At 40.2% G+C, this 17,206-nt stretch carries 15 protein-coding genes; all 15 read right to left on the reverse strand.

The window, feature by feature from the left end:
• Positions 1–6: 6 nt before the first annotated feature.
• The 15 genes from R6U77_RS04235 to R6U77_RS04305 all read right to left on the reverse strand — a co-directional run bounded on the left by R6U77_RS04235 (position 7) and on the right by R6U77_RS04305 (position 17,192).
• Positions 7–477: a hypothetical protein gene (locus tag R6U77_RS04235; RefSeq protein WP_319837564.1), complete on the reverse strand. Its 471-nt coding sequence runs from the start codon at positions 475–477 to the stop codon at positions 7–9.
• Positions 474–671, reverse strand: a complete 198-nt coding sequence (locus R6U77_RS04240) for a hypothetical protein (protein WP_319837565.1) — start codon at positions 669–671, stop codon at positions 474–476. The genes R6U77_RS04235 and R6U77_RS04240 overlap by 4 nt, the downstream gene beginning before the upstream one ends.
• A gap of 159 nt (positions 672–830) precedes the next feature.
• The gene (cysK, locus tag R6U77_RS04245) at positions 831–1,760 is read right to left on the reverse strand and encodes a cysteine synthase A (RefSeq protein WP_319837566.1); all 930 of its coding nucleotides are present in this window, start codon (positions 1,758–1,760) and stop codon (positions 831–833) included.
• 90 nt (positions 1,761–1,850) lie between these two features.
• Positions 1,851–2,822: an ABC transporter ATP-binding protein gene (locus R6U77_RS04250; RefSeq protein WP_319837567.1), complete on the reverse strand. Its 972-nt coding sequence runs from the start codon at positions 2,820–2,822 to the stop codon at positions 1,851–1,853.
• Positions 2,819–3,802, reverse strand: coding sequence for an ABC transporter ATP-binding protein (locus R6U77_RS04255; RefSeq protein WP_319837568.1), 984 nt, complete (start codon positions 3,800–3,802; stop codon positions 2,819–2,821). Before R6U77_RS04255 ends, R6U77_RS04250 begins: the two co-directional genes overlap by 4 nt.
• 7 nt (positions 3,803–3,809) lie before the next feature.
• The gene (gene opp4C / locus R6U77_RS04260; RefSeq protein WP_319837569.1) at positions 3,810–4,700 is read right to left on the reverse strand and encodes an oligopeptide ABC transporter permease; all 891 of its coding nucleotides are present in this window, start codon (positions 4,698–4,700) and stop codon (positions 3,810–3,812) included.
• Between the two features lie 55 nt (positions 4,701–4,755).
• On the reverse strand, positions 4,756–5,715 hold the full coding sequence (locus R6U77_RS04265; protein WP_319837570.1) for an ABC transporter permease: 960 nt from the start codon (positions 5,713–5,715) through the stop codon (positions 4,756–4,758).
• A gap of 157 nt (positions 5,716–5,872) precedes the next feature.
• Positions 5,873–7,600, reverse strand: a complete 1,728-nt coding sequence (locus R6U77_RS04270) for an ABC transporter substrate-binding protein (RefSeq protein ID WP_319837571.1) — start codon at positions 7,598–7,600, stop codon at positions 5,873–5,875.
• Positions 7,601–7,842: 242 nt separating this feature from the next.
• A complete protein-coding gene (locus R6U77_RS04275) occupies positions 7,843–8,799 on the reverse strand; it encodes a peptidyl-prolyl cis-trans isomerase (protein WP_293929586.1) in 957 nt (318 codons plus the stop codon).
• The gene (gene hslO, locus R6U77_RS04280) at positions 8,783–9,667 is read right to left on the reverse strand and encodes an Hsp33 family molecular chaperone HslO (RefSeq protein WP_293929587.1); all 885 of its coding nucleotides are present in this window, start codon (positions 9,665–9,667) and stop codon (positions 8,783–8,785) included. The genes R6U77_RS04275 and hslO overlap by 17 nt, the downstream gene beginning before the upstream one ends.
• Before the next feature lie 15 nt (positions 9,668–9,682).
• Positions 9,683–10,453: a type III pantothenate kinase gene (locus tag R6U77_RS04285; RefSeq protein ID WP_319837572.1), complete on the reverse strand. Its 771-nt coding sequence runs from the start codon at positions 10,451–10,453 to the stop codon at positions 9,683–9,685.
• Between the two features lie 189 nt (positions 10,454–10,642).
• On the reverse strand, positions 10,643–12,706 hold the full coding sequence (gene ftsH / locus R6U77_RS04290) for an ATP-dependent zinc metalloprotease FtsH (RefSeq protein ID WP_293929487.1): 2,064 nt from the start codon (positions 12,704–12,706) through the stop codon (positions 10,643–10,645).
• A 137-nt stretch (positions 12,707–12,843) separates the two neighbouring features.
• Positions 12,844–13,386, reverse strand: a complete 543-nt coding sequence (hpt, locus tag R6U77_RS04295; protein WP_293929489.1) for a hypoxanthine phosphoribosyltransferase — start codon at positions 13,384–13,386, stop codon at positions 12,844–12,846.
• A 30-nt stretch (positions 13,387–13,416) separates the two neighbouring features.
• Positions 13,417–14,799: a tRNA lysidine(34) synthetase TilS gene (gene tilS / locus R6U77_RS04300; protein WP_319837573.1), complete on the reverse strand. Its 1,383-nt coding sequence runs from the start codon at positions 14,797–14,799 to the stop codon at positions 13,417–13,419.
• Positions 14,800–14,822: 23 nt separating this feature from the next.
• On the reverse strand, positions 14,823–17,192 hold the full coding sequence (locus R6U77_RS04305; protein WP_293929491.1) for a SpoIIE family protein phosphatase: 2,370 nt from the start codon (positions 17,190–17,192) through the stop codon (positions 14,823–14,825).
• Positions 17,193–17,206: the final 14 nt, after the last annotated feature.

Consider the following 17,206-nt stretch of genomic DNA (forward strand, 5'->3'; position numbering starts at 1 on the left):
ACATAATTATTTATTTTTCGAAAAAAACTTGATACAGCTATTTTGACATTGATGTAAAAAACCAACATCCTCTATCCTCACAATTTGCGGAATTAATCGCTTCATTTGATTAGAGCTTACACGCTCTCCATGCCAAATCGACCAAAGCTCCACTTTGTCTTCTTCCTTTACATATTGCTTCACATACTGAATAAGCTCTGTTAAATATCTTTCATTTACAATCCCACGTAGCTCATAAATAAAAGGTCTTTGAATTTGCTGTCCTGTGTCTTCAGGCAACTCATTACATTGAACCACTTGAAACTGGTCAAGGCGCGCTACATCTTCTACATAAACCACTTTATTTAGCGTTTCACGCAAAGTAAAGTAAAATTCTATCCCTTGCGGATGGAATTTTTCTTTTTCTATTTCTTTAAAGCCACTCTCGCCCCATTCAGGCAAGCTTGATTTTGAAGCAAAAAACCTATATAAAGTCATTTCCATCCCCTTTCTTTACATAATCTTTTGCAAAGATGCCCAGAACCTATTTGAATATTAGTCATTAAAGAATCGTATATTTCTTCATTTTGCTCTCCACAAAATCCAATATGGCTTTTATTTGTTGCGTTCATTTTTTCAAGATAAATAGAGATTTCCTTGGCATCTTTTGGTGAAATAATTTTTATTTCCATAATAAACTCCCCGTTTAATAATCAAATAGCCCCTTTTATTGCGAACTCGCCTATTAAATACACAAATGGCTGCCGGAATTTTTCCGGCAGCCTCATTCAAATCAATTATGCCTTGGCGTAATTGTGTTCGGATTTTTTCGAGCTAGCTCGCAGTAGAAGTTAATCTTCAAACTGATAAAGTGGTGTTGATAAGTAGCGCTCACCATTTGATGGCACAACCGCCAGTACATTCGAGCCTGCACCTAAGCGTTTTGCTGTTTCAATTGCTGCGTGAATCGCTGCACCTGAAGAAATACCGCATAAAATACCTTCTTCACGTGCTACTTTACGAGCGACTTCAAATGCTGTTTCGTTTTCTACAGTAAATACAGAGCTATAAACTTCCGTATTCAATACTTTTGGTACGAAGCCTGCACCAATTCCTTGAATTTTATGTGGACCAGGGTTACCACCAGAAAGCACTGGAGAATCTGTTGGCTCTACCGCGATAATTTCGATTTCTGGATATGCCCCTTTTAATACTTCACCAGCACCTGTAATTGTTCCACCTGTACCGATACCTGCTACAAATGCATCTAATTTTAACCCTTCAAATGCTTCGACAATTTCAGGACCTGTTGTTAAACGGTGGATTTCAGCATTTGCTTCGTTTTCGAATTGCTGTGGTAAGAAATAACCATGTGCTTTTGCTAGTTCGTCTGCTTTTGCAATGGCTCCTTTCATACCTTCTGGACCTGGTGTTAGCACTAAATCTGCACCATAGGCACGAAGTAAGTTACGACGTTCTAAGCTCATCGTTTCAGGCATTACTAAAACAGCTTTATAGCCTTTTGCCGCTGCAATCATTGCTAAACCGATACCTGTATTACCACTAGTTGGCTCGATAATTGTGCCACCTGGCTGTAACGTACCATCTTTTTCAGCAGCTTCAATCATTGCTAAAGCTAAACGATCTTTTACAGAGCTTCCTGGATTAAAGTATTCTAATTTCACATACACTGTACCTTCGTTTTCACCTGTTGCTCTATTTAACTTCACAATCGGTGTACGACCTACTAAATCTGCAACTGAATTCGCTAACTTGCTCATCTCATTCATCCCTTCTTTAATCCCTACTAATTTTATAGACTTTACTTAATTTACATATTACCAATTAACTATAGCGATTGTCAACGTTTTTCATACAAGATGGCACGCAACAAATCGACCGCTTTCCACCTCTCTAAATTCAGGTACTTCAACTTTACAGCGCTCTGTTGCAAACGGACAACGTGTATGAAACTTGCAACCGCTTGGTGGATTTGCAGGATTCGGAATATCCCCTTTTAAAATAATACGTTCACGTTTTAATGTTGGATTTGGAATAGGTACAGCAGATAGCAATGCCTTTGTATATGGATGTAATGGATTGCTATAAAGCTGCTCACGACTGCCTAGCTCCATCATCGTCCCTAAATACAATACGCCAATGCGAGAGCATAAATGCTCCACTACACTTAAATCATGCGAAATAAAAAGAAACGTAATATTTCTTTCACGCTGTAATTTACTAAATAAATTGATGATTTGTGCTTGAATCGAAACATCTAATGCCGACACTGGCTCATCTGCAACAATAAAATCTGGTTGCAAAATAATTGCGCGGGCAATACCAATACGCTGACGTTGACCGCCGCTAAACTCATGTGGATAACGATCCATATGGTAGTCAGACAGCCCGCATATTTCTAACACCTCTCTTACCTTCTCACGCACCTCATGCTTCTCACATAAATGGTGATCTAACAGCGCTTCTCCAATTGCATCACCTACACGGATACGTGGGTTGAGCGAGCTATATGGATCCTGGAAAATAAATTGGATTTTAGGACGTAAATTGCGCATCTCTGTATTGGAAAGCTTATGCAAATCTTTTCCGTCAAATAGCACTTCTCCCTCTGTAATCGATTGTAGGCGCAAAATGCTTTTGCCAATCGTACTTTTGCCACTGCCTGACTCTCCTACAAGCCCAAATGTCTCACCGCGCTGGATTTGAAAGCTAACACCGTCGACAGCCTTTACTACACTTGGATTACGTTGAAATAAGCTACTTTTCTCACCAAAGTATTTTTTTAAATTTTTTACCTCTATTAATGGCGCTTCATTCGTCATCCTATTGTCACCTCTTCGTACAGCCAGCAAGCTACTCGTTGCCCATTATCCAAATCTTTAATTGTTGGCATTTGTTCCTTGCAAACTGCCATACATTGCTCACAGCGTTCACTAAAATAACAGGATGGTGTTAATGTTGCTAAATTTGGAACTTGCCCCGCAATCGTATAGAGCTCTTCCTGTCTTTGATTAATCACAGGCTTCGCCTTTAATAAGCCTTTCGTATAAGGGTGTTTCGGGTTTTTGAAAAGCTCTACTACTGGTCCTTCCTCAATAACCTTTCCTGCATACATGACAATCACATAGTCAGCTACTTCCGCTACTACACCTAAATCATGTGTAATCAACAGCATCGACATCTCTCGCTGCTCCTTTAATGAGCGAAGTAAATCTAAAATTTGCGCTTGAATCGTTACATCTAATGCCGTTGTTGGCTCATCGGCAATTAATAAATTAGGCGAGCATGCTAACGCAATCGCAATCATAATGCGCTGTAGCATGCCACCACTTAATTGGTGTGGATAACTATTAAAAATCTCCTCTGCACGCCCAATACCAACTAGCTCAATTAACTCCAATGATCGCTTTTTCGCTTCCTTTTTAGAAATAAGCTCATGCTCCATTAACGGCTCCATCATTTGACCGCCAATTGTCAGCACTGGGTTTAAAGAGGTCATCGGCTCTTGAAAAATCATTGAAATATCATTTCCCCGAAGCTGGCGCAGCTCATGCTTTTTCATTTTCAATAAATCTTTTCCTTCAAATAAAATCTCGCCATTTCTCACACCACCTGAGCCAGCATCAATTAATCCCATAATGGACATAGCGACTGCACTTTTTCCACAGCCTGACTCTCCAACTAAACACACCGTTTGCCCCTTCGGAATTGAAAAGCTAACATCATCAACCGCTTTAATGACGCCTCCGCTTGTATAATATTGTGTCAATAGACTTTTAACATCTAACACTGTATTTCCCATTACAGCCCTACCTCCTTTTCATATTTGGATCAATCGCGTCACGTAGCCCATCCCCTAATAAGTTGATGCTAATAACTGTGAAAAATATCGCTAGCCCTGGCGGTACCCATAGCCAAGGTCTTTTTTGGAAATCAATCAGTGAATTTGCTGAGGTAATCATATTGCCCCACGATGCATCTGGAGGCACAACGCCTAAACCGAAAAAGCTGAGCGTTGACTCACTTAAAATGGCGCCTCCAACACTTAATGTACCTGACACAATTAATAGTGGAATGATGTTTGGCAGTAAATGTTTAAATAATTTGCGAACATCACGCAAACCAAGTGCCTCTGTCGCCTGCATAAATTGGCGCTCACTTAAGCTTAAAATTTGGCTGCGCACAAGTCGAGCTAAGCCCGGCCAGCCGACAATACTTAACATCAACATCACGATATAAATACGGTATTCTGTTGGCACTTTCCATTCTGACAAAATCGCTGCCATAATAAATAGCAATGGCAATCCAGGCAACGTCATTAAAATATCTGCAATTCGCATAATAATTTGATCAACAATCCCTCGATAAAACCCTGAAATAATACCTAATACACCACCGATGACCACTGACATTACCATCGCACCTAGTCCAACTAACAGCGAAATACGCCCAGCTATCATTAAACGCGTCAATACATCGCGTCCTAGTTTATCTGTCCCAAGCCAATGTGCAGTGCTCGGTGCTTGATTTATATTTGTTGGATCAACTCCCAAATTTACATACGGCGAAAACAGCGGACCGATAAAAGAAAATAAAAAAATAAATATTAAAAATGCCAAGCCAATAAGCGACATTTTATTTTGCAAAAAGCGTCTTGTAATTTGCCGCCATAAAGAAGACGGCTTTGGTTTACTTTCCATAAATTCAACTCCCTTACAGGTGCCAGGCACGCACACAATTCTCACACAATTTATGTTACTTTCTCACACGCACCCTTGGATCAGCAATGCCATATAAAATATCTGCTAATAAATTACTTAGGACTGTCAACAAAGCAATAAACATTGTAAAGCCCATTAATAGCGGATAGTCACGCACTGAAAATGCTTGCATATAAATAGCGCCGATGCCAGGCCAATTAAAAATTTGCTCCGTAATAATTGCTCCGCCAAATAATGCCGGCAATTCAAAGCTAAACAGCGTAATAGCTGGCAGCAATGCGTTGCGTAAGCCATGCTTGAAAATGACTACGCGCTCCTTTAGTCCTTTAGCTCGAGCAGTTCTCATAAAATCCTGCTTAATAACCTCTAACATATTCGTTCTGAAATAACGTGTTAAGCCACCAATGCCAAGCATCGTTAAGACGAGTACAGGTAAAATCATATGCTCTGCTACATCTTTCACATAAGCCCAGCCAGTAAAGTTGCTACCTGTAGTAATCATGCCACCTGCTGGCAGCCAACCTAAATCAACCGCAAATATTTTAATAATGACTAGCCCTAAGAAAAACGAAGGTGTTGCCATTGCAGCAAAAACAATAATTGTAATAAATGTATCCCATATTGAATATTGGCGAATCGCTGAGACAATCCCAACTAAAATGGCAATAAGCCACGTTAAAATTAATGATGCTAGTGCTACAATAAATGAACTCCATATGTAATTTCCAATCACTTCGCCAACTGGCAATTGGAACTGTAATGAATAACCTAAATCACCTTGTAATAAATTTTTTAGCCAAATAAAGTAACGGATAACAACAGGCTCATTATAGCCATGCAATTCATATAGCTCTGCCTTCCGTTCAGCCGTTAAATTTTGATCTGCGTCAATAAAATTCCCAGGCACTAAGGAATATAAAAAGAAAATTAAAATCGACGCACCGAATAATGTGGGAATCATATAAAGAAGCCTTTTTATAACATAGCCCTTCATCAGCTCATTCCTTTCCAAATCTAATTAATTATGCATCGAGATTTTGTACTGTTTCCTCTTCAAATAAGTTAACATAGAAAAATCCGCCCCCACTTATTTGGAGAGAATCACTGCATCATTTCTCTCCAACAAGTAAAGCGGACTTTCCTCCTCACCATTACTCTGCTAATCGTAAATTGCGTAAGCTGCTCGCAATTCCTCGATAACCATTTGGCTCAAAGCCTTCAATACGTGCATTTGCTCCACTTAATACCTTTGTATAAGCCATATAAATCACTGGCGGGTTTTCATCTAATGCTTTGTATAATTCATGGAATGCCGTCGCACGCTCTCCACTATCGTTTGTTGCAATTGTCGCATCGATTAATGCATCAATTTCCTCGTTACCATAGCCTTTAAATGTTGAGTTTGTGCTCTTTGTATGGAAGCCTTCGATACCATCATATGGATCTGGCAACATCGTTGTTGAGAATGATGCTAAATCATGGTCACCTTTATCTACTCGCGCTAACAATGCATTGAAGTCCATTTGCTCCACTTGTAAGTCAATACCAATCGCTTTATAGTTCTCCTTCGCAATCGGAATTAATGTATCCCCTAAGCCACCTGCTGTCGTAAAGTAATAAACCGTTAATTTTTTGCCATCTTTTTCGCGAATACCATCTGTACCTTCAGTCCAACCAGCCTCTTCTAATAAAGCCTTAGCTTTCTCTGGATCGTAAGCTGTTGAACCTACTTCATCTGTATATGCCCAAGATGTCGGTGATACAGGCACGTTTGCTACTTGTGCAAAGCCTTGGTAATATGTTGCAATAATCGTTTGACGATCTAAGCCTAATGCAAATGCTTGGCGTACTTTCGGATCTTTAAATACTTCCTTCTCATGGTTAAATACCATATAGCTGTAAGCCGATGACGTGTAAATATTAATATCTGCGAAGCCTAATGCTTGTAAAAACTCAAAGTTATCTTGGTTTGCTGCTAACGCGCTGTAATCTAACTCACCCGTTTGGAAAAATTGCTGCGCATCGCCAACTGTTGTTTTATAAATAAAGTTCTTTGCCTTTGGTGCACCACCGTAATAGTGCTCGTTTGCTTCATAGCGAATTTCTTGCCCTGGCAAGTATGCAACAAAGCGATATGGACCTGCACCAATTGGCTTTTGATGTAATGCCGCTAAGTAATCTAAATTCCCTTTCACATAGCCGTTACCATAGTAATCCTTCTTCAAAACAGAGCCACCTAGTAGGCGCAATGTACTTGCACTTACTTTATCTGTCGTAATTTCAATCGTGCGGTCATTAATTACTTTAATACCGGATACGCTTGTAGCATCACCGTTTTTATAGTCTAAGCCACCAACAATGCTTGCTTCTGTAATATCTGTATTCCCTGCATATGCTGGGTCATGCAATAATGTTAATGTGAATTCTACATCTGCCGCAGTTAAAGGCGTTCCATCATCAAATTTCAAGCCTTCACGCAATGTATATGTGTAAACTAAACCATCTGCTGAAATATCCCATTTCTCTGCTAAGCCAGCGATTGGCTCACCCTTTTCATTAATGTCTACTAAAGGTTCAAACATTACTGACTGCACATTTCCATCATAGCCACTTGTATTGAAGTATGGCGTAAAGACACCACCTGGCTCCTGTAGTCCTACAACAACTGTGTCACCACGCTTCACAGCAATTTCTGGTGAAGCAGAAGGATTTTCAGCTGGAATTACTGCATCCTCTACTACGATTGTTTGCCCTACTTCTTGCTTTGAAGCAACGCCTTGCTCATTTGTTTTCTTAGCCGAGTCATCTCCGCCACAAGCAACTAGCAATGCACTTAAACCGATAACTCCTACGGCACTAACAAATTTTTTCAAACTCATAACTGTTTAACCTTCTTTCAATTTTTATTTAACTTATAATATTACTTGGTTTAATACGTAAAAAAATTTGCATTAATTTTTTATGTATATTGTTTTAATTGAAATTCGCGAATCAATTTTCAATAAAGTTATTATATTCATCAATTCTTATAAAATCAATAGGAATTATAAAATATTTAAAAATTTATTATAAAAAAGATGCAGGAGTGGCAAAATCCAGCCCTTCTGCATCCCTTTTTATCCTATTTTGCATCTCCGTAAAACCAATTTACCTCATAATCTGCCCAGAAAATTTCTGGTACAACGCTTGCAGATAATTGTTCTACCGCTAATACACGTTTAATATGCTCCGCTACGTCCTCAAATGTAAAGGATTGACCTTCTTTAATTTCACTTACATGTAAAATCGCATAGCGACCATCACTTAAAACAACAGCTTCACTTGTCGCACCTTTTTCTAGCTTTGCGACAGCTTTTAAAATGGCAGAATCAATATTGGCCTGTTGCTCCATAATAAAGCCGATATCGCCACCTAAGCTAGCTGATGGTGTATCAATAGAACGCTCCCTTGCTAGCACTGAAAATTCAGAGCCATTTTTTAGCTCCTGCAAAATGCTTTCAATGTTTTCCTTCGAATCCGCTACAATCATGCTTGTTCTATAGGAGGTCGGAATATTGTATAGCGATTGGTTATCCTGATAAAAGGTTTCAACTGCCTCATCCGAAATAACAATATCCTTGGCTAATACTTTTTCTAAAATCAATTGTGTGCGAACTTTTTGACGAAGCTCCTTGTCTGAAAGGCTTTGGAATGTTCGGTCTGTCGTGTCCTGTGCCGAACGCATCAAGGCTAGCTCTAAATCAATTTCTTTATCAGACACATCAATTTTATGCTCCTTAGCTGCTTTTTCCATTACAGCCTCATTGACTAAGCCTTGTAACGTCTCTTTTCCGTACATACTTTCCATTTTTGCTAGCCATTGCTGACGGGTAATTTCGTCTCCATCAATCGTGGCAACAATCTCATCATTATTCGATTTGTCCTTCGACGGCAAAAGCCACATAATAAACCAAAATAAATTCCCTGCCAATAAAATTGCGAGTACAGTTAGTGCCGGTTTTGTTTTTAAGCGCCTCTGTGAAAGAGGTGTTTTAGTTGGCTGTGTTGGTGTTGTGCGAATATTACGCGTTGATCTCATTAATGAAGCCTTCCAATTCATCTTGACTAAAATCGTATGTTTCTAAGCAGAAATGACATTGCGCCTCCGCTTTACCATCTTCATCGATCATCTCTTGAATTTCATTCACACCTAAACCGATAATTGCTGCACCAAAACGCTCTTTTGAACATTGACATTGGAATTGCACAGGCACTGTGCTTAAAATTTGGAGATCGCCTTTTTCTCCTAATACCGCTTCTAAAATTTGCTCTGGCGTGTAGCCTTTTTCAATCATTTTTGAAACAGGCTCAATTGAAGCTAATTGTGCTTCAATCGCATCAATTGTTTCTTCTTCACAGCCTGGCATTAGCTGTAAAATGAAGCCGCCTGCTGCTAAAATTGTATTATCTGGATTCACTAAGACACCAAGCCCTACAGATGAAGGCACCTGTTCACTAGTCGCAAAATAATATGTGAAGTCTTCGGCAATTTCACCTGATACGATTGGCGTTTGTCCTGAGAACATATCACGCAAGCCTAAATCCTTCACAACTGTAAGGGCACCTTCTGTTCCTACTGCTCGACGCACATCTAGCTTCCCTTGCTCATTTAAATCAAAATGCACTTGTCCATTCGTTACATAACCACGTACATGACCGTTTGCATCTGCATCAATAATCATCGGCCCAATTGGTCCATTGCCTTCAATTTTTACCGTTAGCTTATCATCGCCCTTCAACATAGCCCCCATCATCACTGCGGCTGTCATTGAGCGACCTAGCGCAGCAGAAGTTGTTGGCCATGTATTATGACGACGCTGTGCTTCTCCTACTGTTTCTGTCGTACGTACAGCAAATGCACGTACTTGTCCATTAAAGCCTATTGCTCTTACTAAATAATCATTCATGTTAAATCCTCTTTCCTATTGATTTCGTTGATATAAAATATAAAGCCCCTTTAATGTTAAAAACGGGTCTACAATGTCGATTAATTGTGTTTCATTTGCAATTAACTCTGCAAAGCCGCCCGTCCCAATCACTAATGGCTCTTCTTTACTTTGCTGCTTCATTCGGCTAACAATGCCTTCAACTTGACCGATAAAGCCATAGACGATACCTGCCTGCATCGCTGCAATTGTATTTTTGCCAACAATTTGTGAAGGGCGTGCAATTTCAATGCGCGGTAGCTTAGAGGCACGTGTGTATAAAGCCTCTGTGGAAATTGCAATGCCTGGTGCGATTGCGCCACCCATATAGTCACCCTTTTCGTTTAAATAGCAATAGGTGTTAGCTGTCCCAAAATCAACGAGAATGATTGGACGACCTGTGCCATATTCCGTCAAAGCAGCTACTGCGTTAACGATGCGATCTGCCCCAACCTCACGCGGGTTTTCGTATTTGATATTCAAACCTGTTTTCACACCTGGTCCTACAATTAACGGCTTAATATGAAAATATTTTTCACACATTCTTTGCAAGGCAAACATAATCGGTGGTACAACTGAGGATATAATAATTCCTTCGATTTGTTCAAATGAAATGCCCTCATGCGTAAAAAATGCTTTCAGTTGCATCGCATATTCGTCCTCTGTCTTACTACGTTCTGTGACGATACGCCAATTTTGCAAAAGCTGATGATTGTCATATATCCCAAAAATAATATTTGTATTGCCCGCATCCATTACTAAAATCATCTACACGACACCTGCCAGCTTATTTTCATGTTTACATAAAATCATACCATATCAGCGTAAAAACTTACGCTATTTTGTCCACCATTTTTTCCAGCTTGTCAATAGCTCTACTATAAGAAAGTGATATCGGCAAATCCTTCTCAAAATAGAAAAACTGATGGGAATTATAATTCCCATCAGTTCCTTTCATTACTTTTGCTCTTCATCTGATTGCACAGTTTTTCCTAGAGGCTTATGTGGTTCTTCTTCTGTTTTACCGAAAGGCTTATGCTCCTGTGGTAAATCAGCTGTTGTTGGTGATGTTTGCTCACCTACAACCTCTTCATTCACCGTTGTAGAGCCAGCTGTTTCTACAGTAGGTTGTGCCTCTGTCACTTGCGCAACAGGCTCTTCCTTGACAGCTTCCACTTCAGCTTCTGGCAATTTACCGAAGTCGCGTAAATGCTCAATTTCTTGCGCATTTAATGTTTCTTTCTCCATTAATGTGCCTGCAATTAAATTTAACAGCTCACGCTTTTCAGTTAAAATGCGCTTTGTACGCTCATATTGAGAGTCCACAATGTTTTGTATTTCTTTGTCGATTTCATAAGCAATTTTATCAGAATAGTTTTGGTCTGAGTTAAAGTCACGTCCTAAGAAGACGTTGCCACCTTGACTTGAGCCATATTGGACGGCGCCAAGATTATCGCTCATGCCGTATTCTGTTACCATTGCACGTGCAATGCTCGTTACTTTTTGGAAGTCGTTATGTGCACCTGTTGATACTTCTCCAAGCACGATTTCTTCTGCCACACGTCCACCTAATAAACCTGCAATGCGGTCAAGTAGCTCTTGGCGCGTTGTGAAGAAGCGCTCTTCCTTCGGTAACATAATCGCATAACCACCCGCTTGCCCACGAGGAACAATCGTTACTTTATGCACTGTATCGGCTTCATCTAGCTCTAAACCGACAACTACGTGCCCAGCTTCATGGAAAGCAACAAGCTTTTTCTCTTTTGCTGAGTAAACGCGGCTTGCCTTCGCTGGACCTGCAATAACGCGGTCAGATGCTTCATCGATATCTGCCATATTAATTGTTTTTTTGCTTTTACGAGCCGCTACAAGAGCTGCTTCGTTTAATAGGTTTTCAAGGTCTGCACCTGAGAAACCTGGCGTGCGTTGTGCCACCGCTGCTAAATCAACTGTATCTGCTAGCGGTTTGTTGCGCGCATGCACTTTTAAAATCGCTTCACGACCTTTTACATCAGGGTGTCCTACTGTAATTTGACGGTCAAAACGACCTGGACGTAGTAAAGCTTTATCCAAAATATCTGGTCGGTTCGTTGCAGCGATGATAATAATACCTTCATTTGCTCCGAAGCCATCCATTTCAACTAACAATTGATTTAATGTTTGCTCGCGCTCATCGTGACCACCACCAAGACCAGCACCACGTTGACGACCAACCGCATCAATTTCATCGATGAAAATGATACATGGCGCATTTTTCTTCGCGTTTTCGAATAAATCACGAACACGTGATGCACCGACACCAACAAACATTTCTACGAAATCAGAACCTGAAATTGAGAAGAACGGAACGCCTGCCTCACCAGCTACTGCACGAGCAAGTAACGTTTTACCTGTACCTGGAGGACCTACAAGTAGAATCCCCTTCGGAATACGTGCACCAATTTCAGTAAATTTGCGGTGATCCTTTAAAAAGTCTACAACTTCGACAAGCTCTGCCTTTTCTTCATCAGCACCTGCTACATCATTAAAGCGAACCTTTTTCTTTTCTTGGTCATATAGCTTTGCCTTCGATTTTCCGAAGTTCATCACTTTATTACCGCCACCTTGCGATTGGCTCAACAAGAAGAAGAATAAAATGATAATGATGATGAACGGGATAATACCTGTAAAGAAGTTCACCCATCCGCTTGTTTCTGGTGCATGCTCAACTTTTACATTGTAATTATTTTCAAGATCGAAAATAAGCTGCTGCGCCTGCTGATCGTTTTGTAAAACATTCAGCGTAAACTTTTTGCTTGCCTCTTCATCATTTGATTTTTTATACTCTCCGACAATGGAAAGCACGCCTTTTGCTGGCTGTATCATGACAGTATCTACATTGCCAGACTCCAGCTCCTCAAAAAACTTTTTGTAATCTAGCTCTTCAACAGCAGAATTACTGCCGTTTACTGTGCCAAAAATCCCAACGATTACGAGAAAAATTAATAAATAAAATATGGTATATCGAAATATTCGATTCATCCCCAGCCTCCTCACAACATAACAGAAAAACTATAGATAAAATCTTAACATACGTTCATTTTTTGATACAATGAAAAGCCCTAGAGAAAATATGTGAAAGTCGATTTATGTCAAAATCGTTACATATGTTCTTATTTCTAGAATGAATACACTTCTCTTTTCAAAATGCCAATGTACGGTAAGTTACGATATTTTTCTGCATAATCTAATCCATAGCCTACTACGAAACCATCTGGAACTTCAAAGCCTACGATATCCGCCTTTAAATCCACTTTACGTCCAGAAGGCTTATCTAACAACGTCACAATTTTAATCGATTTCGCTTTGCGGTACTTAAATAGCTCCACAAGATAGCTTAACGTTAAGCCACTATCAATGATATCCTCAATAATGATGACATCGCGACCTTCTACACTTGTGTTTAAATCTTTCAAAATTTTTACTTCTCCTGAAGATACTGTCGCATTTCCGTAGCTTGATACGTCCATAAAGTCCATTTCGACATACGAATCGAAGCGCTTCATTAAATCTGTCATAAAAGGCATAGCGCCTTTTAATACACCGATAGCAAGCGGAAATTTATGATCGTATTCAGCTGTTAGTTGTGCACCTAGTTCACGAATACGCTCTTGAATCTGCTCCTCCGTAATCATAATTTTTTCAATATCATTTTGAATCATATGTGATTCCCCCTCAAATTGTTGCAAATTTCAATGAGCACTACGTACAATGAGCACACAATCGTCCTCTGCACGTTGACGCTTAGAAAATTTGTTATTTACACGCACACCGAGTACAGCTAATACTTCATCTTCCGCATCGACTAATAACGGCCAATTATCACGTTCTGCTAAAGGAATTTTACAGTCAATAAATAACCTTGATAACCGTTTCGCCTGCGACATATTTGCCAATTGAATACGGTCGCCCTCTTGCCTTGTACGAATATGTAATGGGAAACTTACCGCTTTCGATTGAAAATAGTAGCATTCACCATCATGATGCCCGACATCAGCTCCTACAAATAGTTGTATATTCCCATAATCAAGCCATTTATTTAATGTTATTACATCTGCAACACGCTCTTCATATATTGCGTTCGGACAAACGGTCACAATGTTATAGGCACGATGCATCATGTAATGATTCGGTAAATGGATTGTTGCACTACCATTTGTAGTTTCAAATAAAGCGTAGATAGATGATAATAATGATTGACTAAGAAGTGTACTTGAATCGTTATAAATATAGTTTAATAGTATTAAAATGAGCCTTCTTTGTAAAGCAGGTGATTCTCTTTGAAGCGTATGAATATCAATTGTATAACTTTCTGCCGTTTTTTTCACATTTCGCTCATACGCCTCCTGTGCTAAGTCCATCAAATATGCATCATCCTGCTGCAACTGGCTCGCAAGCTGCACCGCATGTGTTGCAATACGAGGATTTTCCTCTAAAAGCAGTGGAATAATGCGATGACGAAAGCGATTACGCGTATAAGTATCCTTCGCATTGCTCGCATCCTCACGATATGTGCCTCCACATTGCTGTAAATAGCTTGCAATATCTGCCTTTGTTACAGTTAAAAATGGGCGAATCAGCTCACCTCCAGCAAATGGTCGACTTATTGCCATGCCTTGCAAGCCATTTACTGTGGCCCCCTTGGCAAGTGCCATTAGCATCGTTTCAAGCTGATCATCTGCGTGATGTGCTGTCACAAGCTTTGTACACTCCTCTCTATGCATAATCTGCTCTAAAAAGAAATAGCGCTCTCTACGACAAAGCGTTTGTAAATTGCCTGCTTCTTTTTCATGCATATCAGCTATTGGAATCGCTATGCTATGTATTGGGATATGCCGCTCTGCACAAAATGCCTCTACAAACGCTCGATCCGCTGCGGAGGCTTCTCCTCGCAGCATATGGTCCACATGCGCTACTATAATCTCTATTTGTAGCTGTGCTCGCATTGCTTGAAAAAAATACAGCAAGCCCATCGAGTCAACGCCGCCAGAGCAAGCGATGAGAAGACGGTCTCCTGCCTCAACTAATTGCTGCTTTTTGATATAACGCATAACATTTGCTTCGAATGAATCCACCTTCCCACCTCCAAATCAATTTACTAATTAGCCTTTATCGTTGCCCACTGTGGAATGATATGCTGCAAGGTTAAACCAATTAATGTGCAATCATCCTCAATATCATAGCGCCCTTTATAATGTGCCATTACATCATACAATAACACATCAATCGGCATTTTTTCGGCAATTCTTTGCTTAATTAACTCTAAAAAATAGGACTCCTGCTCGTCCCAATTCAATTCACTTGAAAATAAGCCATCGGATACCATAAAAATCACATCGTCTGCACGTAGCTTCATTTTTTGTGTTTCCACCGAAAACTGTGGCATAAAGCCTACAGGTGCACTTGTTCCATCAAGTTTCATCACAGTTTGTCCGCGCACAATATACGTCGACATACTGCCAGCCTTCCATGACCAAAGCGTGCCATTCTGCAAATCGATTAACGCAAAATCAATCGTCGCATACATGTCTATTTCACGCTTCAATGACATAACATAGTGTAACGTATGCATTGCTGTTTCTGGATTCATATTATACAACAAACATTCACGCATCATGCGGATTAGCTTTCGACTTTCTCGCTGTGCCTCTTTATTTTGTCCCATTCCATCAGAAAGCATAACCGCTGTTAAACCTGCATGTATTGGAAAAATAGCATGCGCATCACCAGAGCCGTTTACAAGCTCCTTCGCCTGACTATAGCTATCATAAGCCAGCTCATAGCGAACAGCGGAACGAAAACGTACTTGCATATGGCGGAAAGGCTCCTGTTTCATCTCATAATGCTCGACAAATAAAGGCTCCTGCCAAACATCATAAAAAATTGGCACAATTAAGCGCTCGCAAAGCTGTAACATATCATATTGATTGCTCTTTTTCGGTGTCAATGAGCATACAACGATGCGCTCACCTGGTTTGCTTTGTAAAACATCTATTTGAAAGCAAGGTACATATGCCTGCTTAAATGCGGTCATAAGCTCATCCTCAATAGATTGAAAGGACAATGCCTCCTCTTTAATTTCCTGCATTAATCGCTGTAAATGACGACTCAAATCACGCAGCTGTAAAGCAATCATTTTTTTTCCGTGATAAAATTGCCCATTCATTTGCTCCTGATAAAGCTGTGCTTCCAATTCCTCTAGCAATTTTGTCGACTTCACACACTTTTGCTTCACTTGCTCCTCTGTACGTAACACTTCCGCAGGTTTAGTTGCCGCTTTTGCCGTACACCAATTCTCTACAGTTTGTGCCATTTCCGCATCAGCCCAGCAGCGCTCGTAGCGAAAACAGCTCATACATGTCGCTAAAGGCTCAATCTTTTTCTTTTGCACATAATCAGCTGTAAAACGATCGAAGACAAGCTCCTTCATAAAATCTACGAAATGCTGGAATTGCATTAGGTTTTCAGTCGCATGCTCTGTCATCCATGCCTGTCTTTTTAATAAAACCTCATCTCGCTCTGGGTAAAATAAATCGTGTAGTGTTGTAAATAATGATTGTGGGAGTAGTAGAAAAATAGTTGCTGCCATAACAATTGAGAAGAAATATACGATATCAAGTGGGAGTGTCGCATCATAAAAAAAGAATAAAGCACTAGGTACTATGCTACCTAATGCAACGCCTAGTCGTCCAAGTCGTTTACAGCTTCCTGCAATGACGCCTGTCACAGCATATAGTGCAAGCATCCCAGTAAAGGACAGGCTTGCAATACCTAGCAAAGTTCCTAAAATTGTAGCAGTCATCGTCGCTATCGGAACACCTGCTACTCTCGCTGCGATACAAATAATAAGATGCAGCATAAAGATTGTTAAGGAGAGCGAATAAATAACAACCGACTGCATTCCTCCAAGCATCGCCGCCGCAATAACAAAGCCTGCACCAATGCGCTCATACGACCATTCCGTCTGCCAAAACTGATACGGGCGTACAAAGAACAGCTGTATAAATAATGTCATCAATACAGCTAGTACAACTTCATAGCCTACATAAAGCAACACGAGAAATGGAGGCATGCCACCATAAGAAATGCTTTGCCATGGCATTTGAACAATTAAGGTAGCTAACCCTACCGCCAAGGCTGTTGGCATTTTATAAAATTTGAAGCGACATAGCAGCTCAAAAGCCCCAAGCTGTAAGCATAAAATAACAGCTTGTCCTAACCCAAACGATAATGAGCCTAATAAGCCTCCAATAATAACCGTTGTACGCAAATTATCATAGCGCAATCGCACAATTGCCCAAAATGGCAATAAAAACGGTAATGTCGCTTCAAAAAATACAGCCTGCGCTAAAAAATAGGCGATGATAAAAAAGGCTACTTGTAAACTATACGTAACCTTTTTATTTTTCGCATGCTCCTTCAGCCCTTGCCACATAGAAGGTGTTTCTAGCATTTCCACTCGTGTCATATCGTCATCTCCTC

It is taken from the genome of Lysinibacillus louembei (assembly GCF_033880585.1).
GTDB classification, from domain to species: domain Bacteria; phylum Bacillota; class Bacilli; order Bacillales_A; family Planococcaceae; genus Metasolibacillus; species Metasolibacillus louembei.